Below are 20,085 nucleotides of genomic sequence, written 5' to 3' on the forward strand. Positions count from 1 at the left end.
CCCTCAGGAATCCGTCGGAATATGTCATACCGCGAGCGAGCCCCAAAATGCCTGAATTACCCCGACTCAGGCAGCAAAAAAATCCTGCCGCCCGAATTGCTGCACCGCAATAAACATTTTTTCCAGAAATAATCTGAAATGTCATCATCCTGCATGCATCCGCTTCTGACTGCCGACAATTCAGCCCATCCTCGTCAATTCTGAAGCAATTTTTCCAAGCCTTCCCTCGTCCTGCCTGGCGTACCCGGACTTCCCCCCTGCACCTCTCAAAAAAAAACGCGTGCCGGTCAGCACGCGTTTTCATCCTGGCGCCGGAACCGGAATGCATCAAATGCCTCCGGCCGGCTCAGCGGCACGGCAATTACTTGCCGGACGGATCCTTCATGAACCGGAAGAAGTCCGAGGAAGGATCCACCACCATGACATCCTTCGGACTCGAGAAGGCCGAACGATAGCCATCAAGGCTCTTGTAGAAGCGATAGAAATCAGGATCCTTGGTATAGGCTGAGGCATAGATGTTGGCAGCCGCCGCATCGCCTTCACCCTTGATCCCCTGGGCCTGGGCGTACGCCTTGGCCACGATTTCCTCGTGCGTACGGTCGGCTTCGGCGCGAATCTTCTCGCTTTCCGCCGCACCGATGGAACGCAGCTCATTGGCCGCACGGGTACGCTCTGCTTCCATACGGCGATAGACCGACTCGGAAATCTCGGGCGCGAATTCCAGGCGCTTCAAGCGAACGTCGATGATTTCCACACCCAAGGGCTCAGCACGGCGCGCCACGTTGGTTCGCACTTCATCCATGATTTTGTCCCGCTCGTTGGACACGACGTCCTTGACGGTACGAATATTCACGGACGCATTCAGCGCATCGCGGATCTGTGCCTGCAGACGTTCCTGGGCGGCACGCTCGTTGCCGCCGAAAGTCACGTAGTACTGGAACGGGTCGGCGATCTTCCACTTGACGTAGGAGCTCAGCAGCAGGTTCTTCTTCTCGGACGTCTGGATGCGTTCGGAATCCGAGGTTTCGATCGTCAGAATCCGCTTATCCAGAGTCACGACATTCTGGAAGGGCGGCGGCAGCTTGAAGTACAGGCCCGGCTCGCTGATGACGCGCTTGATTTCACCCAGCGCGAACACCATCGCATAATCACGCTCGCGTACGATGAACAGGCAGGACGACAGCAGCGCGATGACTGCCATGATGACGATGAGAAAGGGAACGGCAAAACGTTTCATGATACTGGGTGCTCCTTAGCGGACGGGACGGTCGCGAGTCAGCGAATAGGGCTGTGCGCCCTGGCCTGAGCCAGAACCACCGCCGACGCTGGACGCCGAGCCGGTTGCCGGAACATCCCGGCCCTGCTGGGCCTGGATCGCTGCGCCGCCCGCCTGGGCAGCATTGTTATCCGCATTATTTGCGGCACCCGACGAAACCAACTTGTCGAGCGGCAGGTAGATCATGTTGCTGCCGTCCTTGGTATCGACCAGCACCTTGCTGGAATTGCCATAGATGGACTGCATCGTTTCCAGATACATGCGATCACGCATGACATTGGGCGCCTTACGGTACTCGTCCAGGATGCTGAGGAAGCGTGACGCGTCACCCTCTGCATCGCCAGTCACCTTGGCGCGATAGCCTTCGGCCTGTTCGATCATGCGCGAAGCCGTACCACGCGCCAGCGGCACAACCTTGTTGGCATATGCCTGGCCTTCGTTGATCTGGCGCTCGCGATCCTGGCCTGCCTTGACGGCATCATCAAAGGCAGCCTGAACCTGTTCAGGCGGCTGCACGTTCTGAATCGCCACCGTGCTGACCTGGATACCCGTCTGGTAACGATCCAGAATCTGTTGCATCAGGTTCTGAACCTCGCCGGCGACTTCCGTACGACCTTCATACAGCACGAAATCCATAGGCTTGCGGCCCACGATTTCACGCATGGCGGCCTCGGACGCCTGACGCACCGCTTCGTCAGGATCGCGCATCTTGAACAGGTAGTCCGGCGCGCCATTGGCACGCAGACGATACTGAACCACGAACTGAACATCGACGATGTTCTCATCGTCGGTCAGGATCAGCGACTCTTGCAGTACCTTGTTGCGCGCATTGCCGCGGAAACCGACTTCGAAGGTACGCAACTGCGAAACGTTGACCAGCTCATGATTCTGGAACGGATAGGGCAGGCGCCACTGGAAGCCAGGCGTGGAGGTGGACTTGTACTTGCCGAACTGCGTCACGACGGCAACCTGGCCTTCCTGCACGATATAGAAGCCGCTCGCCGCCCATAGGCCGGCAGCCACCAGCGCAATGACGCCGGCGCCGACCCTGAAGCCGCGCGACGACGGGCCGCCAGCAGAGCTGCCGCCCCCACCCTGGCCTCCGCCGGAACGCTTGCGGCCGAACAGCCCGCCCAGACGCTGATTGAAGTCTTTCCAGACCTCATCAAGATCCGGCGGACCATCCTGGTTGCGCCCTGGGCGCTTGTCGCCCGGCTTGTTGTTCCGGCCCCAGCCGGGATCATTCAGATTGAACAGTTTGGAAATTGCTGACATTGTTCCCTGCATTGATGGCGGCCTGCGCTATTGCCCCGCGCAACGCGTCCAGACCGATGCGCTCTGCGGCGCTGACAAATACTCGCGCAATCGTACCATGCACATCATAATCGACACGCGAGGCCAGGCCTGCGAGGTCGATTTTGTTATAGACCTGGATACGGGGTATGTCTCCTGCGCCAATATCCTGCAATACTTTCTCGACTTCCAGTATCTGCTCATCACGCTGTGGACTGGATGCATCCACGACGTGCAACAGCAGATCCGCGTGGACGGTTTCTTCCAGCGTAGCGCGGAACGCCGCAATCAGTGTAGGCGGAAGATCGCGGATGAAACCGACTGTGTCGGAAATCGTTACCTGTCCGGCCCCTTCGATCCAGATCCGGCGCGTTGTCGTATCCAGCGTCGCGAACAGCTGATCGGCCGCATAGGCCCCTGCCCGCGTCAAGGCGTTGAACAGCGTGGACTTCCCGGCGTTGGTATAGCCGACCAGGGATACCGACAGATGCACACCACGATTGCGTGACCGGCGCTGGGTACGACGCTGACGTTCGACCTTGGCCAGCCGCTCGCGCAGCACCTTGACCTTATCTCCGATCATCCGGCGATCCATCTCCAGCTGCGATTCCCCGGGACCGCGCATGCCGATACCGCCACGCTGACGTTCCAGGTGAGTCCAGAGCCGTGTCAGACGGGTGGACAGATGCTGCAGCTGCGCCAGCTCGACCTGCAACTTGCCTTCATGGCTTTGCGCCCGCAAAGCAAAGATATCGAGAATGAGCGCGACCCGATCCACCACCCGCAGGCCAATCTGGCGTTCCAGATTGCGCTGCTGCGCGGGCGACAGGGGCTGATCGAACAGAATGACTTCGGCCTCGTGCGCCTTGGAAAGCGCCACGGCTTCCTCAAGCTTGCCAGTACCGATGAAATAGGCGGCATCAGGACGCTGACGCTTGACCGTGAGAATATCCACGATCTCCGCTCCAGCCCCTTCGGCCAGCATTTTGAACTCTTCCGCGTGAGCGACATGGTCTGGTGACCCGAGATCCACGCTGATAATCAATGCGCGCATCGGCCTCCTTTCCGGCTGGCCAGCCGATCAGCCGCGAGACAGCTGTGCCCATGCACAGCCCCCGCTGGCCAGTATGTAATGGGATATCCGGCCAGAATCAGGCGGCACCCTGTTCCGCGACCTGGAACGACACCGCACGTGCAGGCACGACGGTGGAAATAGCATGTTTGTACACCATCTGCGTCACCGTGTTACGCAGCAGGACGACGTACTGGTCGAAAGATTCGATCTGGCCTTGCAGCTTGATGCCGTTGACGAGATAGATAGAGACCGGCACGTGCTCCTTGCGCAGCGCGTTCAAAAACGGATCTTGCAGTGTTTGCCCTTTGTTGCTCATTGGCCAGGCTCCTTGATGTTATTGGTTTTAGTGGCGTTGACCCAGGCGGCGGGCACCATGGGCCAGTGATGAAACAAGCGCCCGCGATGCCTGCCTCATTGCTTTCATGGCGGCAAAACCCTGATCATGAAAGACGCGTGGATTAAACATAACACTCTACAGGGTTTTCCCGAATGTTTCCAGCGTCTTCCAATCAGCAGCCGCCCTGATCTGCCAGTATGCCCGAGAGCGCGTCGCACAGGGCATCCATTTCCTCGTCGGTACCGATTGAAATACGCAGAAACTGTTCAATGCGGGGCTGCTGGAAATGCCGCACGATGATGCGGCGCTGCCGCAACGCTCCGGCCAGTTCGGCTGCCTGGCGCCCGGCGTGGCGCGCAAAGATGAAATTCGCTGCAGACGGCAGCACATCAAACCCCATTTCCCGCATGGCAGCAACGGTTTTTTCCCGCGTGAAGGCCACGCGTGCGCAGCACTCCGCGAGATAATCCGTATCTTCGATGGCAGCTTGCGCGCCAGCCAGGGCCACACGATCCAAAGGATAAGAATTGAAACTATCCTTTACGCGCGTCAAACCTTCGATCAAGTCTGCATGCCCCATTGCATATCCCACCCGCAAGCCCGCCAGACCACGGGACTTGGACAAGGTATGCACCACGAGCAGATTGTCATGACGGGCAATCAGCGGCACCGCCGATTCGCCCCCGAAATCCACATACGCCTCGTCGATCACGACCACATGATCCGGGTTGGCAGCGACAATCGCCTCGACATCGGCCAGCGGCAAGGCAATGCCCGTGGGCGCATTGGGGTTGGCGAAAATAATCGGGCCGGCATTATCCTGATAGGCCTGCGGCAACAGGCGCAAGTCGTCCGCCAGGGGCACCCGCACGCTCTGAATGCCATACAGCCCGCAATACACCGGGTAGAAGCTATAGGTGATATCCGGAAAGCGCAGCGGCGCAGGCTGCTGCAGCAACGCCTGGAACGCATGCGCCAGCACCTCATCGGAACCATTGCCGACGAACACCTGCTCCACGTCCAGGCCGTAAGCCTGCGCAATGGACTGCCGCAATGCCAAGCCGGTCGGGTCCGGATACAGGCGCAGGCTGTCGTCACAGGCCGCACGCATGGCAGCCAGGGCACCGGGCGACGGGCCATAGGGCAATTCGTTGGTATTCAGCTTGATGAGACGCTGCTCACGCGGCTGCTCGCCCGGCACATAAGGCTTGAGCTCCCGCGTTTTGCTGCTCCAGAAACGGCTCATTGCTTGCCTTCCACATAAGGATTGTTGGACGACTTGAATTCAATGCGCAGCGGCGTGCCGGCCAGATCGAAGGCCGTGCGGAAACGCGCTTCCAGATAACGCCGATAGGAATCCGGAATGGCGTCGAGCGCGCTGCCGTGCACCACGATCAAGGGCGGATTCTGCCCGCCCTGGTGCGCGTAGCGCATCTTCGGACGGAAAATCCCCTTGCGCGGCGGCTGCTGCTGTTCCACTGCCGCATGCAACTCACGCGTCAGCTTGGGCGTGGACAGCTTGGCAAAGGCCGCCGCATGGGCAGCGTTCACCGATTTCAGCAAAGCCTTGACTCCCTGCCCCTTCAAGGCCGAAATGGTGTGCATACGGGCAAAGGCGAGGAACCGCAGCTTGCGCTCGAATTCGCGCTGAATCCGTTCGCGCTGATCTTCGTCCATGCCGTCCCATTTGTTGATGGCAACGACCAGCGCCCGCCCGGTTTCAAGCACGAAGCCGGCGATGTGCGCATCCTGCTCAGACACTTCCTGCTGCCCGTCTATCATCAGTACCACGACGTTGCTGGCTTCGATGGCCTGCAGGGTCTTGATGACGGAAAACTTCTCGATGGCCTCGAATACCTTGCCGCGCTTGCGCAGGCCGGCGGTGTCTATCAAGGTATAGTCCTTGCCGCCCTGGGAAAATTCGATCTCGATGGCGTCGCGCGTCGTGCCCGGCATGTCAAAGGCAATCACGCGATCTTCGCCAAGCAAGGTATTGATCAGGGTGGATTTACCTACGTTCGGCCGGCCGACAATGGCCAGCTTGATCCGGTGCGCCACCGCACTCGCTTCGCCGTCGGCAGCTTCTTCTTCGGCCTGCAACCGGGCTTCGTCCTCGGCCGCTTCCCGGAATGGCTCCAGTGCTTCCGTAATCAGATCCACCACGCCGTCGCCGTGCGCGGACGAAATGGCATGCGGATGCCCCAGCCCGAGTTCATGGAACTCGGCGATAGCAGCATTTTCCGACATGCCTTCGGCCTTGTTCACCGCCAGCACAATATGCTGGGTGCAGGTGCGCAACAGACGGGCGATGTCCTGATCGTGAGCATTCAGGCCTGCGCGTGCATCCACCAGAAAGACGACAATATCGGCTTCGGCAATGGCCTGGCGGGTTTGTTGCGCCATTTCGCGCAAAATGCCGTCCTTGGCCACGGGCTCGAAACCTCCGGTGTCCACAACCAGGAACGGCACATCCCCCACGCGGCCCTCGCCGTAGTGGCGATCACGGGTCAGTCCGGAAAAATCGGCCACCAACGCGGCGCGCGAGCGCGTCAGACGATTGAACAGGGTCGATTTGCCAACATTGGGGCGCCCGACCAGGGCTACGACAGGTTTGAACGACACGTTATATCAATTCACTGAAAGCAAGGAGAGTTTGCCATTGCCGGTTTGCACCAGCACGCCGGCATAACTGGCCTGCAAAGGAGAAACAATCGCGCCGCCGCCCAGGCTTACACGGCCCAGCAAATGACCATCGGCGCGGTCGAGGAAATGCACATAGCCATCATAATCGCCCACTGCCACGACCCCGCCCTTCACCTGGGGCGCGGTCAGGCCGCGATTACGCAAAGCATCCTGATGCCACAGCGTGGTGCCATCTTCCAGCATGAAACCGAAGACTTCGCTGTTCTGGCTGCTGGCAAACAGCAGGCGGTCATCCACGGAGATACCCGAAGCGCTGGAAAAATCCTTGCTCCAGACGATACGACCGCCTTGCGACACATCGAAACACAGCACCCGGCCTTGATAGGAAGCCGCGCACAGCAACGCACCGACAACCTGCGGCTGGCCGACCACATCCGTCACGCGTTCCAGATCCGTGGCGCCCTTGGGCGTGGCAACCGTGCCTTCCCACTGCACATTGCCGGTGGCGGCATTGATGACCAGCATCTTGCCACCCGGCATGCCGGTGATCAACAGGCCGTCCACCAGAATCATCTGTGTCGGCGCACGCAGCGCCAGCGCCGGGCCCGGACGTTGCACGCTCCAGAGCCGCGCGCCCGTATCGGCATTGAATGCCTGGATACGATAATCGCCGCTGCGCACCACGACATAACCGTCTTCCACCACCGGCGGGATCAAGACTTCGCTGCTGGCCTTGGCGCGCCATTTTTCCTGCCCATCGCCATCGAGGGCGATGATCTCACCGGCCGGTGTCACCACCACGGCGATATTGCCATCGGTACCGACCCCGGCGGACAGCTTGCGCGCCACCCGGTTGCTCCAGATCACACGCCCCGAAGACAGATCCACCTTGGAAACGGTACCGCCAGGTGTGGCAGCATAGACCGCATCGCCACTGATCGCCGGAACGAAACCACTGCCGCCGCCGCTGCCGATATCCACGCTCCATACGGTGGAAATCGTGGCGCCCGGTGTGTAGGACGTCAGCTTGGCCGGCTCATAGCGGTCATCGGAAGACGCGCAGGCGCCCAGCAACAGGCTGGCCGCCAGTGCAGCGGCAAAAGGCAAACGACGGAATTTACGCGGCAGCATCAGGACTGTCCTCCGGACAGGGCATCAATCTTCAGTTTGAGATAACCGATCAGCGGATCGTTTTCCTTCAGACCGGCACGCGCCTGGTTCCAGGCCTTGCCCGCTTCTTCGACCTTGCCCTGTGCGAACAGGATGTCGCCACGGCGGTCTTCGTACAGCGCAGCGAATGCAGCCGGCGGATTGGCCAGCTGGGCCAGGGCTTCATCATATTTGGCCTGATCCAGCAACAGACCTGCCAGACGCAGGCGCGCCACTGGCGCCAGTGCCTGATCGCCGCTGCTGACAGCCACCCACTCCAGCTCGCGGCGTGCGCCGTCGGCATCCTGCAAGGCCATCAGACCATCAGCCGCCACCAGGCCGCCACGTGCGGCATAGCCGCTCCCGGCGAACTCGGTACGCAGGCTTTCGCTGGCAGCGGCGATACGCGCTGCGGAGTCAGGGCCAGGATTCTGAACGGCCAGTTCCAGGGCTTCAAAATAGCCCATGGCTTGCATGCCCTTGCTGTGCTGATACCACTGCCAGCCACGGAAACCGGCAAAGGCGGCAGCGGCAATGAAAACCACCGCCAGCACCATCACGCCATAACGCGACCACCACGCTTTGAGCGAGTCAATTTGTTCCTGTTCGTCCAGATCGTATGCCATGATGCCCTTAAGCTTTGCTTACCAGATATTGCGCCAATTGTTCCCATGCCACCTGCTGCTGCGGCGCTGTATTGCCCTGCTCATCGGCACGCAGCCATTTCACGCTGGCAACGCGGGCCGATACTTCTTCTTCGCCAAGAATCACCGCGGCACGGGCACCGCTGGCATCCGCGCGCTTGAACTGGGCCTTGAAACCGGCAGCACCGGCATGCACGATCACAGACAAGCCGACATCGCGTAAAGTTTCCGCCACACGCGCTGCCGCACGCTGCGAAGCCTCTCCCTGATGCACGACATAGATATCGCACTCGGGCTGATCCTGCGTTCCGGCCTGCCGCCAGAGATCCAGCAGGCGCTCCATGCCAATGGCAAAACCGATCGCCGGTGCAGGCTTGCCGCCCAGCAGGCTGATCAGCCCGTCATAGCGGCCGCCGCCGCAAACCGTGCCTTGTGCGCCCAGCTGGTCGGTGATCCACTCGAACACCGTGCCATTGTAATAATCCAGGCCGCGCACCATGCGAGGATTCAATGTATATGCGATGCCCGCGTCTTCCAGACGCTCTACCACGCCATCAAAATGCGCACGCGACTCATCACCCAGGAAATCGAACAGCTTGGGCGCCGCGTTGGCCATTTCCTGCATGGCAGGATTCTTGGTATCCAGAACACGCAACGGGTTCGAATACATGCGCCGCAGGCCATCCTCGTCGAGAATATCCTTGTGCTGCTCCAGGTGCTTGATCAAGGCATCGCGGTGAGCCGCACGTTCTGCCGGCGCACCCAGCGAATTCAACTCCAGCCGCATGCCCTGCAGGCCCAGAATCTTCCAGAGCCGTGCCAGCATGACAATCAGCTCGGCATCAATATCCGGCCCGGCAAAGCCCAGCGCTTCAACGTCGATCTGGTGGAATTGGCGATAACGGCCGCGCTGGGGACGCTCATGACGAAAGACCGGGCCCAGGGAATACACGCGCTGGGGACGCTCGTACAGCAGATTATGCTCAATCGCAGCGCGCACGACCCCTGCCGTCATTTCCGGACGTAGGGTCAATGAATCGCCGTTGAGGCCGTCGGTGAAGGTGTACATCTCCTTCTCGACGATATCGGTGACCTCGCCGATGCCACGGGTAAACAGGCGCGTCTGCTCCAGCACCGGCGTACGCATATTGCGATAACCGTAGGCATGCAGCCACTGCCTGACTATTTCTTCCAAAGCTTCCCAGCGCCCGCTTGCGTCCGGAAGCAAATCATTCATGCCGCGTATTGCGGAGACTTTCTGAAATGCCTGGGTCATATCGTTTTTCTAAAGGTTGCGTGCCCAGGCCAGCCAGCGGGCCGGGGCACGGCGGCCAGTTTACTTGTTTTCGGACGATGCGGCGGCCTGACCATAACGGCGCTCGACATAATCCTCGACGATCGCCTGAAACTCCTGGGCAATCGTCTCTCCCTTGAGCGTCACGGTACGCTCGCCATCGACGAATACCGGCGCGGAGGGCACTTCGCCCGTCCCCGGCAGGCTGATCCCGATGTCGGCATGGCGACTTTCGCCCGGACCATTCACGACACAGCCCATGACCGCGACATTCATGGTTTCCACGCCAGGGTAGCGCGCCCGCCAGATCGGCATCTGATTGCGCAGATAGCCCTGAATACTGTCAGCCAGCTCCTGGAAGAACGTGCTGCTGGTGCGGCCACAGCCCGGGCAGGCCACGACCATGGGTGTAAAAGCGCGCAAACCCATGCTTTGCAGGATTTCCTGCCCGACGATGACTTCACGCGTGCGGTCACCACCTGGTTCCGGCGTCAGGGAAATACGGATCGTATCGCCGATCCCCTCCTGCAAGAGCACGGACAAGGCGGCTGTCGAAGCCACGATGCCCTTGCTGCCCATGCCGGCTTCGGTCAAACCGAGGTGCAACGGATAATCGCAGCGCGCCGACAGATCACGATAGACCGCGATCAGATCCTGCACATGACTGACCTTGCAAGACAGGATGATGCGGTTGCCCGGCAACCCGATTTCCTCGGCGCGGCGAGCATTGCTGATCGCCGAAATCACCAGCGCATCACGCATGACGGCCTGTGCCTCCCAAGGTGTGGCGCGGCGATTGTTTTCATCCATCATGCGCGCCATCAGCTCGTGATCCAGGCTGCCCCAGTTCACGCCGATACGCACGGGTTTGTCATATTTGCAGGCCACTTCGATCATCTGCACGAAGTTATCGTCCCGCTTCTTGCCGCCGCCCATATTGCCGGGATTAATGCGGTACTTGGACAAAGCCTGGGCGCACTCCGGATACTGCGTCAGCAGCTTGTGACCGTTGTAATGGAAGTCGCCCACCAAGGGCACACTGACGCCCATGCGGTCAAGCTGCTCGCGGATGGCCGGCACTTCTTTCGCCGCCTCCGGCGAATTCACGGTAATCCGAACCATTTCGGAACCGGCCTGCGCCAGCGCCTTGACCTGGATCGCGGTCTCGATGGGATCAGCGGTATCCGTGTTGGTCATGGACTGCACCACGACCGGCGCGCCCCCACCCACCAGCACCTGATGACCATTCCAGGAAACATTGACCTGCCGCGTCACGCGGCGCGCCGCCGGGCCCATCGGATAGGGTTGCGCCGACATTAGGGAGGTTTCGCCTGTTTGCATTGTTTCTCGCTGCATCCAGCGTCAGTTCATTCAAAAACCAGCCAGCCCTGCCAATAGGCCAGCAATGCTGCAGCCAGCGCCACGACCGCCAGCGCCAACAACCACAACACGGTCGATCCACCACGGCGCGCCGGATCGGCAACCAGCGGATCCGCTACCGAAAAAGCACGGGCCAGCCCCACGCCAGGCCGCTCGCCAGGCGCCAGACTATCAAGCAGATCCTGGTCATGCAGGCCAACCTGGCGCGCATAAGCCTTGACCATACCACGCAGCGGCAAGCCCCTGGGCAGCACGTTCCAATGGCCGGACTCCAGCGCCCGCAACTGTGCCACGGAAAAACGGATACGCGCCGAAATTTCCTCCAGGGACAAACCTTGCGCTTCCCGCGCACGCCGCAACGCAGCGCCCGGCATGCCGGCCAGCTCATCCACGACCACAGCACTCATACACGCAACTCCACGATGGGGATTGCCGTCTCGCCCTGGCGGACACGACGTTCCTTGAGACGGGTGCGATCCTTCACATCCCCAGCCAGCTGCCCGCAAGCGGCATCAATATCATCGCCACGGGTCTTGCGTACCGTCACGATGACACCCGCATCCATCAAGCGCTGCGCAAAGGCCTTGACCCGCGCCGCAGAGGAACGCTTCAAGCCCGATTGCGGGAAAGGATTGAAAGGAATCAGATTCAGTTTGCACTTTACCTGACGCGCCACGCGAATCAACTCCCGGGCGTTATCATCAGTGTCATTGACGCCATCGAGCATCACATACTCGAAGGTCACGAAATCACGCGGCGCAAATTCCAGATACCGATTGCAGGCATCCAGCAACTCCGCCAGCGGATACTTCTTGTTGAGCGGCACGAGCCGGTCACGCAGCGCATCATTGGGCGCATGCAGCGATACCGCCAGCGCCACCGGGCAATCCTTCGACAGGCGATCCATCATCGGCACCACGCCGGACGTCGAAACCGTCACGCGCCGCCGAGACAGGCCATAGGCATTGTCGTCCAGCATGAGGCGCAACGCGCCAACCACCTGATCATAATTGAGCAAGGGCTCACCCATGCCCATCATGACCACATTACTGACCACTCGCGTCGGATCCACTTCCGCCGCCCCATCGCCCAAGCGCGCCGTCCCGCGGTCCGCATCGAGAACGCGGCGCACATGCCAGAGCTGGCCGATGATTTCGGCCGTGGTGAGATTGCGATTGAAGCCTTGATAACCGGTGGAACAGAACGGACAGGCGACGGTACAGCCCGCCTGACTGGAAATGCACAGCGTACCCCGATCATCTTCCGGAATGAATACCGTCTCAACGGCATTGTTGCTGCCCACATCAAACAGCCACTTGCGCGTGCCGTCTGAGGAGCGCTGTTCAGTCACGACGCCAGGCGCTGCGATATCGCAGCGGGCATCGAGCTGCTGGCGAAAATCCTTGGCCAGATCACTCATGGCGGAAAATTCGCCAACCCCGCGCTGGTGCACCCAGCGCAGCAGTTGTTTGGCACGAAACGGCTTGCCGCCCCATTGCTCGACCTGCTGGGTCAAGTCCTGGGGCGCCAGGCCAAGCAGATTGATCCGCCCGACCTCTGTTGCCACTGCGCCAGCCACAGGCCGCGCCTCGCGCCCGAACTGGCTTGCGGCCGCCGAACGCTGGGCGCCGGAAACTTCCGGCGTTTCGGATGAAGTGTGGCTAATGCCTGGGCTGGTGGTGCTCATGGTCGCCTCGTGCCTGTCTGCGCCCGCAGGCGTCGGGACAGCACCGGCGCCGGCGAGCAAGTGAAATCAACGGCTGTGGATGTTGATTTCGGGGAAGAAGAAAGCCACTTCGACGGCAGCGGTTTCCGGTGCGTCGGAACCGTGCACGGCGTTGGCATCAATGCTTTCAGCGAAATCGGCGCGGATGGTGCCGGCTTCTGCCTTCTTGGGATCGGTTGCGCCCATCAGTTCACGGTTCTTCAGGATGGCGCCTTCGCCTTCCAGAACTTGCACGAACACGGGACCGGAGATCATGAAATCAACCAGATCCTTGAAGAAAGGACGCTCTTTGTGCACTGCGTAGAAACGCTCGGCGTCGGCGCGCGACAGCTGGGCCAGGCGGCCAGCCACGATCTTCAGACCAGCTTGTTCAAAGCGGGCAATGATCTGGCCGATCACGTTCTTGGCCACTGCGTCGGGCTTGATAATCGACAGGGTGCGTTCGATAGCCATCAGGATACTCCAGGGGGAAGGCGTATTGAAAAATCGGAAAGGGAATCAACAGCGCGCCCGAACCCCGGACTCCTGGCCAGGGCGGCCGTCTGCTACTGCAAGCGCCAGAACTGGCGCCGAAAACCTCGGCCATCCAGGCAGCAACACGGCAGGCATAGATATTCCGGGCTTTTTACAGCAACCCGGCATTCTAACATGCAGCCATGGCGGGATACACCTTAAAATGTTAGATTGCAAGGGCATAAATGGGTTCCCCCTGGGCCTGACGGTGTCGGCAGACACCGCCCCCAGGACGGGCAGGCGCCCCAGCCGTTATCATCTCACGCGATATCGTCCAGGGCCGCCCGGAATGCCGAGCCACCGCACGAACACACTGTTTTTCAGGCCGACGCCGGCCCGCAACGATCCGGCGCCGGCACAGACACCTTCCTTATCGCGCCGCACGACAAGGCGCAATGCTGAAACTGGTATGACCGATTCTTCCACTCCCGACACTGCTTCCCAAAACGAACTGCCCAAGAGTTTCGAACCCGCTGACATCGAAGCCCGCTGGTATGACACCTGGAGCCGCCTGGATCTCTTCCGTTCCGGCCAGCATGTCCACGGCCCGCAAGCGACCGGCAAACCTTACGTGATCCACTTCCCGCCGCCCAACGTCACGGGCACGCTGCACATGGGGCACGCCTTCAACCAGACCATCATGGATGGCCTGGTGCGCTACCATCGCATGCGCGGCTATGACACTGCTTTCATCCCTGGCACCGATCACGCCGGCATTGCCACGCAGATCGTCGTGGAGCGCCAGCTGGACGCCCAGAAAGTGTCGCGTCATGACCTGGGCCGCGAAAAATTCCTGGAAAAAGTCTGGGAATGGAAGCACCAATCCGGCACGACCATTACCAATCAGGTGCGCCGCCTGGGCGCCTCGGCCGATTGGGAGCGCGAGTACTTCACCATGGACGAGCAGATGTCCAAGGGCGTGCTGGAAACCTTTGTGCGCCTGTATCGCGAAGGCCTGATCTACCGCGGCAAACGCCTGGTGAACTGGGATCCCAAGCTGCTGACCGCAGTTTCCGACCTGGAAGTGGTTTCCGAGGAAACCGATGGCCACCTGTGGCACATACTCTACCCCTTTGCCGATGGCCCGCAAACCATCACTGACAAAGAGGGCAACAGCGTGACGCTGACCGGCCTGACCGTCGCCACGACGCGCCCGGAAACCATGCTGGGCGACAACGCCGTGGCCGTCCACCCGGAAGACGAACGCTACCGCCATCTGGTCGGCAAAATGCTGAATCTACCGCTGACCGGACGCCAGATTCCCATCATCGCGGACGATTTCGTCGATCGCGAGTTCGGCACCGGCTGCGTGAAGATCACCGGCGCGCATGACTTCAACGACTACGCCTGCGCCCAACGCCACGGCCTGCCGCTGATTTCCATCCTCACCCCCGACGCCCGCATCAACGACAACGCACCTGCTGCTTTCCGCAGCATGGATCGCTACGACGCCCGCGATGCCATCGTCAAGGCGCTGGAAACCGAAGGCCTGCTGGTTCGTATCGACAGCCACAAGATGATGCAGCCCAAGGGCGACCGTACCGGTGTGGTTCTGGAACCCATGCTGACCGACCAGTGGTTTGTCGCCATGAGCAAGCCTGCCGGCGCAGGCTCCAGCCACGAAGGCAAGAGCATTACCGAAGTCGCGCTGGATGTGGTGCGCAACGGCGATATCAAATTCTTCCAGGACAACTGGACCAACACCTATTACCAGTGGCTGGAAAACATCCAGGACTGGTGCATTTCCCGGCAACTGTGGTGGGGCCATCAGATTCCCGCCTGGTACGCTGAAGATGGCCAACTGTTCGTGGCGCACAGCGAAGAGGAAGCCTACGCCCAGGCTCGCGCCGCCGGCGTGCAAGGCGAGCTGAAGCGCGACCAGGATGTTCTGGACACCTGGTTCTCTTCCGCCCTGGTGCCCTTCACTGCCTTCGGCTGGCCCGAAGACACGCCGGACATCCAGCGCTACCTGCCCTCCAGCGTGCTGGTCACCGGCTTCGACATCATTTTCTTCTGGGTGGCGCGCATGGTCATCATGAGCACCCACCTGACCGGCAAGGTGCCCTTCAATGATGTCTATGTGCATGGCCTGATTCGCGATGCGGATGGCCAGAAGATGAGCAAGTCCAAGGGCAACACCTTGGATCCGGTCGATCTGATCGACGGCATCGACCTGGAAGGCCTGGTTCGGAAACGCACCTACGGTCTGATGAACCCCAAGCAGGCCGGCGACATCGAAAAGAAGACGCGCAAGCAATTCCCGGATGGCATTCCCGCCTACGGCGCTGACGCGCTGCGCTTCACCATGGCCGCTTATGCCACGCTGGGCCGCAATATCAATTTCGACCTGAAACGCTGCGAAGGCTATCGCAACTTCTGCAACAAGCTGTGGAACGCCACGCGCTTCGTGCTGATGCAGACCGAAGGCCATCAGGTCGCACAAGCCGGAGCGCCCGCCAATCGCGCCGCGCTCAGCATTGCCGACCGCTGGATCCTGAGCCGCCTGCAAACCTTGGCTGCCGAAGTCGAAAAAGGCTATGCCGGCTATCGCTTCGACAATATTGCCAATGCCATCTACCAGTTCGCCTGGAACGAGTACTGCGACTGGTATCTGGAGCTCTCGAAAGTCCAGATCCAGCAAGGCACGCCGGAGCAGGCCCAGGCCACCCGCGACACCCTGCTGCATGTGCTCGATAGCCTGCTGCGCATCACGCACCCCATCATGCCCTTCATTACCGAAGAGCTGTGGCAGCGCGTATCCGTCGCCGCCGGCGTGCGCGCCGAGGGCGAAGAAACCAGCATCAGCATCCAGGCCCACCCGCTGGCCGACGACACCCTGCAGGATGCCGAGGCCGAAGCCGCCATCGAAGCGCTCAAGGCCCGTATCGAAGCCGTGCGCGCCCTGCGCGGCGAGATGAACCTGTCACCGGCACAGCGCGTGCCACTGCTGGCAGAAGGCGACGCCGCCACGCTGGAGATCCAGCGCCCCTACCTGGCGTCGCTCGCCAAACTGAGCGGCGTTGAAATCGTCGCGGCCCTGCCCGATCTGGGCGCTCCCGTCCAGGTCGTAGGCGATGCGCGCCTGATGCTGCACGTGGAAATTGACGTCGCCGCAGAGAAAGCGCGTCTGGAAAAAGAGATCGCCCGCCTGGAAGGCGAAATCACCAAGGCGGAAAGCAAGCTTTCCAACGAGAACTTCGTCGCCCGCGCCCCGGCAGCCGTGGTGGAGCAGGAAAAACAGCGCGTCGCGCAATTCCGTGAAACCCTGGACAAAGTACGCGGCCAATACGAGCGCCTGCGCGGCTGAAGGACAAGAACCGCATGAACACCCCGGCAAACGAAACCATCCTCATCATCGGCGGCGGCCATGCTGCCGCGCAACTGTGCGCCAGCCTGTCCCAGGCCGGCCTGGGCGATCGCACCATTCTTGTCTGCGAAGAAGCCCTGCTGCCCTACCATCGCCCACCGCTCTCGAAAGCCTTTCTCAAGGCCCCCGAAGAGCAGCCCATGCCTCATCGGCCGCAAGACTGGTACGAACAGGCTGGCATCCAGGTCATCACAGGCGACGGCGTGGCCGCCATTGACCGCGACCAAAAGCGCGTACGCCTGCAAAGCGGACGGGAGCTGGCCTGGAACCGCCTGGTACTGGCAACCGGCACCCGAGCCCGCACCTTGCCTGAGCTGGATGCATCGCTGAGCAACGTCGCCAGCCTGCGCCATGCCGCAGATGCCGAACGCCTGCGCGCCCTGCTGGCGGACGCGCAACGGGTCGTGATCCTGGGCGGCGGCTTCATCGGCCTGGAAATTGCCGCCACCGCACACGCCCAAGGCAAGCAAGTGACCGTGCTGGAAGCGGCACCGCGCCTGATGGGGCGCGCCGCATCGGCCGAATTGTCTGAGCATGTCCTGCACAGCCATCGCACCAATGGCCTGGATATCCGCACCGGCATCAGTGCCAGCGACTTTGAAATTCAACAAGGCAAAGTGACGTCCCTGAAAGCCGGCGATGAACGTCTGGCGCTGGATGTCCTGGTGCTCGGCATTGGCGCCGTGCCCGAAACCACACTGGCTGAGGCCGCCGGCCTGGCCTGCCATGACGGCATCATCGTGGATGCCCACATGCGCACCAGCGACGCGGACATTCTTGCCATTGGCGACTGCACACGTTTTGATGAACCCTACACCGGCCGCAACCTGCGCCTGGAATCGGTTCAGAACGCCAACGACCAGGCCAAGACTGCCTGCGCCACGCTGGGCGGCACGCCTGCGGCGCACAAAGCGCTGCCCTGGTTCTGGTCTGAACAGGGCAGCCTGCGCCTGCAGATGGCCGGCCTGCCGCCTGCCCCCGGCACCGAAGGCCAATTGATTGTTCGACGCCAGGGCGCCAAGCCCGAGTCTTTCTCGCTATTTCACTATGTGAACGGCCAACTGGTTTGTGTCGAATCGGTCAACGCACCGCTGGATCATGTCACCAGCCGCAAGCTGCTTGAGCTGGGCATCAGCCCCGCGCCAGAAGCCGTGGTGGATGCCCGCATTGCCCTGAAATCCTTCGTGCCCGCGGCCTGACCGTCCCGCCAGCCGCAGAGGCCTGCCATTGCCGTCGGGAATTCACTTTCCGGCGGCATTTTTTCGGGCTGCCACTGCCGGCATCGGCCCGGCTGCCGTCACACCACCCTGCCTTTTCGTTTCCGAGACAAGACACCATGAACCCCAGTTTCCAATCCCTGCAACTGAAATCCGATCTCGGCTTCATGGAAGTCATCGGGCACGTCGTGATCTGGGTCTTGCTGGCCCTCGTCACCTTGGGGCTGGCCCTATTCGTCTTTCCGTACTACATGCAGAAATACATCATCAGCAGAACGTATGCCTATGACGCACAGGGCGCACGCGTCGGCCGCCTGGTCTGCACCATAGACCTGGCCAGCATTATCGGAAACATCATTCTCTGGGCCATCATCAGCATTCTTACGCTGGGCATCGGCTATATCGTATTCAACTATAAAATCTCAGCGCACTGCATGAGCCATACCAAGATCGTCGGCGTCAACGAGCCATAAGGCTGCGCCTGCGCCTCACCGGGCTTCAATGCAACAGGAACGTGCCGCTGGCTGGACTCTCCGAGCCATCTGCCTGGATAAGGGTATAGCCAAGCTCGGCAATATCGCCTTGTGATACAGGAACACGCCCCCCCATCATCACCCCATCTGGGATACGCACTGGCACCCAGGGCAGCAGTCGGCTTTCCTGGCGGCCATCTCGCAAAGTCATCACTACGCGCAACTGGGCAATATCCTCCGGCATGCGTCCAGATAGCGGCCCGCCCAGGACCAACGTCGTACTGCCGAGAAGATTGCTGCGTCCCAAATACAGTGCATCGAACACCCCATCACCTGATGCCGTGCCCGGCTGCGTGTCATACCGGACACCATCCAGCAGAACGGAATAGTCATAATCCAGTGGCACAACCTGGATGTCCTGCATGCCGTAATACTCTCCCATAGCCAGGTCATTGTGATAGGAGTCCACGGCATCACCCTTGCGCAACGAAGGGGGATAAAAAAAAGCGGGAATGACCGTGCTTTCCTGCCCTGCCGCCACTGCCTGCCTGACCAGCGCCTGACGCACCTGTTCCTGCAGCGCCACACGCTGATACGAAAAAATCATGGCTACATACATCAATAATGCCGCCAGCAAGGCGGCAACGATGAACGCCCCGCGCCAACGCAGAAAGCGGCCACTTGGGCCATCCAGCAAAGGCGTATATGCAAAAGCCACCGCTATCAGCATCAAAAAGACCGGCCCGCCCAGTGCACGGCTAGGAAAAGTGGGGGACATCACCATGGAATACGCACTGGCCAATGCACACACGATCACGCCCACCGCTACCCTGCGGCACACCTTCGCGTTCGCGGCACGGCGCCCCAGAATCAGCAGCATGGCCGCCACTCCCCAAAATGGTAGCAACTTGGCCACCGACTTGGGAAATCCCCCTGAAAAAGTGAAACGCAGCACTCGCTCGAAAAACCGGGTCTGATAGAACTCGGCAAAGGCCGGTTGTGCCGCACGTGCCACGTTCCCCGGGCTCAGCAACAGCACACCGAACCCCAGCAGGACAGGAATCAGCAACAGCCACACAGCCCTATCCTTGCGTTGCCAGTGCAAATACAGCGCCCCTGCCAAGGTCGCAGCCACCATCACCCAGCCGGTATTCTCGTTGGAACAACCTGCCAGCACGCCAGTCAGTACCAGCGGCACAAAATAGCGCCACTTCTGCTGCGGCCGGTTGCAATAAAGGCTGAACAGGAAAAGATAGAGAATGGCGAAAAAGACGGGGAACAGATAATTGGCTGCCCCGACGGTCCAGAGCACGGTTTCGCCCAGGATAAGATTGCCCGCCAGATACAGCGCCAGCAAAAAGACCAACAGTTCGGTTTTAGGCGGTGTTCCCAGCCAGACCGCCGGTATCCGCGCAATCATGGCAATGGCAGCAACCGTCGCAAAGGCTTTCAGCGCCGCCGTCACCCACGGACTATCCACATACAAAATCAGCGCGCTGATATAGTCGGCCAGGAAGCGGCCACTCCAATGCGTATAGTGTGTGACATGATTCGCCCACGCCAGCCCCATGTTGGCGTAGCTGAAATCGTCCGAATGCATCGGCGCCAGCCAGGCCAAATAAAACACCATACAAAAAGCGACAGCAAACACTGCCGCCGAGCCCCGCCCCGCTTTCATGCCCATTTCCATGACCTGCC

Annotated in this window: 17 protein-coding genes; 3 read left to right on the forward strand and 14 right to left on the reverse strand. The window is 60.7% G+C overall.

Features of this window, described 5'->3' with window-relative positions; genetic code table 11:
- Positions 1–361 precede the first annotated feature (361 nt).
- From hflC to ndk, 13 genes are all read right to left on the reverse strand, one after another.
- The gene (gene hflC / locus ACNA1V_RS14890) at positions 362–1,237 is read right to left on the reverse strand and encodes a protease modulator HflC (RefSeq protein ID WP_415834387.1); all 876 of its coding nucleotides are present in this window, start codon (positions 1,235–1,237) and stop codon (positions 362–364) included.
- Between the two features lie 15 nt (positions 1,238–1,252).
- Entirely contained in the window at positions 1,253–2,551 is a 1,299-nt protein-coding gene (gene hflK / locus ACNA1V_RS14895; RefSeq protein ID WP_415834388.1) for an FtsH protease activity modulator HflK, read from the reverse strand.
- Positions 2,517–3,623 (reverse strand): GTPase HflX, encoded by a 1,107-nt coding sequence (gene hflX / locus ACNA1V_RS14900; protein ID WP_415834389.1) that lies wholly within the window; start codon positions 3,621–3,623, stop codon positions 2,517–2,519. Before hflX ends, hflK begins: the two co-directional genes overlap by 35 nt.
- 97 nt (positions 3,624–3,720) lie before the next feature.
- Entirely contained in the window at positions 3,721–3,960 is a 240-nt protein-coding gene (gene hfq, locus ACNA1V_RS14905) for an RNA chaperone Hfq (RefSeq protein WP_068368437.1), read from the reverse strand.
- A gap of 193 nt (positions 3,961–4,153) precedes the next feature.
- Positions 4,154–5,227, reverse strand: coding sequence for a histidinol-phosphate transaminase (gene hisC / locus ACNA1V_RS14910; protein WP_415834390.1), 1,074 nt, complete (start codon positions 5,225–5,227; stop codon positions 4,154–4,156).
- Entirely contained in the window at positions 5,224–6,603 is a 1,380-nt protein-coding gene (gene der, locus ACNA1V_RS14915) for a ribosome biogenesis GTPase Der (protein ID WP_415834391.1), read from the reverse strand. Before der ends, hisC begins: the two co-directional genes overlap by 4 nt.
- Positions 6,604–6,609: 6 nt before the next feature.
- Positions 6,610–7,755 carry an outer membrane protein assembly factor BamB gene (gene bamB / locus ACNA1V_RS14920; protein WP_415834392.1) on the reverse strand — a complete coding sequence of 382 codons (1,146 nt, stop codon included), beginning with the start codon at positions 7,753–7,755 and terminating at the stop codon, positions 6,610–6,612.
- The gene (locus ACNA1V_RS14925) at positions 7,755–8,399 is read right to left on the reverse strand and encodes a YfgM family protein (RefSeq protein WP_415834393.1); all 645 of its coding nucleotides are present in this window, start codon (positions 8,397–8,399) and stop codon (positions 7,755–7,757) included. Before ACNA1V_RS14925 ends, bamB begins: the two co-directional genes overlap by 1 nt.
- Positions 8,400–8,406: 7 nt before the next feature.
- Entirely contained in the window at positions 8,407–9,693 is a 1,287-nt protein-coding gene (gene hisS, locus ACNA1V_RS14930; RefSeq protein ID WP_415834394.1) for a histidine--tRNA ligase, read from the reverse strand.
- 60 nt (positions 9,694–9,753) lie between these two features.
- Positions 9,754–11,028, reverse strand: a complete 1,275-nt coding sequence (ispG, locus tag ACNA1V_RS14935; RefSeq protein WP_415834395.1) for a flavodoxin-dependent (E)-4-hydroxy-3-methylbut-2-enyl-diphosphate synthase — start codon at positions 11,026–11,028, stop codon at positions 9,754–9,756.
- Positions 11,029–11,078: 50 nt separating this feature from the next.
- Positions 11,079–11,498, reverse strand: a complete 420-nt coding sequence (locus ACNA1V_RS14940) for a helix-turn-helix domain-containing protein (protein ID WP_415834396.1) — start codon at positions 11,496–11,498, stop codon at positions 11,079–11,081.
- Positions 11,495–12,778: a dual-specificity RNA methyltransferase RlmN gene (gene rlmN, locus ACNA1V_RS14945; RefSeq protein WP_415834397.1), complete on the reverse strand. Its 1,284-nt coding sequence runs from the start codon at positions 12,776–12,778 to the stop codon at positions 11,495–11,497. Before rlmN ends, ACNA1V_RS14940 begins: the two co-directional genes overlap by 4 nt.
- Before the next feature lie 66 nt (positions 12,779–12,844).
- The gene (gene ndk / locus ACNA1V_RS14950; RefSeq protein WP_068368458.1) at positions 12,845–13,270 is read right to left on the reverse strand and encodes a nucleoside-diphosphate kinase; all 426 of its coding nucleotides are present in this window, start codon (positions 13,268–13,270) and stop codon (positions 12,845–12,847) included.
- 469 nt (positions 13,271–13,739) lie between these two features.
- On the opposite strand from ndk, the gene ACNA1V_RS14955 reads away from it, so the two are divergent.
- The 3 genes from ACNA1V_RS14955 (at position 13,740) to ACNA1V_RS14965 (ending at position 18,387) form a co-directional block, all read left to right on the forward strand.
- Complete coding sequence (locus tag ACNA1V_RS14955; RefSeq protein ID WP_415834398.1) at positions 13,740–16,637, forward strand: valine--tRNA ligase; 2,898 nt, start codon at positions 13,740–13,742, stop codon at positions 16,635–16,637.
- Positions 16,638–16,651: 14 nt separating this feature from the next.
- Positions 16,652–17,896: an NAD(P)/FAD-dependent oxidoreductase gene (locus ACNA1V_RS14960; protein WP_415834399.1), complete on the forward strand. Its 1,245-nt coding sequence runs from the start codon at positions 16,652–16,654 to the stop codon at positions 17,894–17,896.
- A gap of 137 nt (positions 17,897–18,033) precedes the next feature.
- Positions 18,034–18,387 carry a DUF6693 family protein gene (locus ACNA1V_RS14965; RefSeq protein WP_415834400.1) on the forward strand — a complete coding sequence of 118 codons (354 nt, stop codon included), beginning with the start codon at positions 18,034–18,036 and terminating at the stop codon, positions 18,385–18,387.
- Between the two features lie 25 nt (positions 18,388–18,412).
- On the opposite strand, the gene ACNA1V_RS14970 is transcribed toward ACNA1V_RS14965, so the two are convergent.
- A partial coding sequence (locus ACNA1V_RS14970; RefSeq protein WP_415834401.1) for a DUF6056 family protein occupies positions 18,413–20,085 on the reverse strand: 1,673 nt, incomplete at its 5' end.

This window comes from Kerstersia similis (assembly GCF_965139615.1).
GTDB classification, from domain to species: Bacteria; Pseudomonadota; Gammaproteobacteria; order Burkholderiales; family Burkholderiaceae_B; genus Kerstersia; species Kerstersia similis.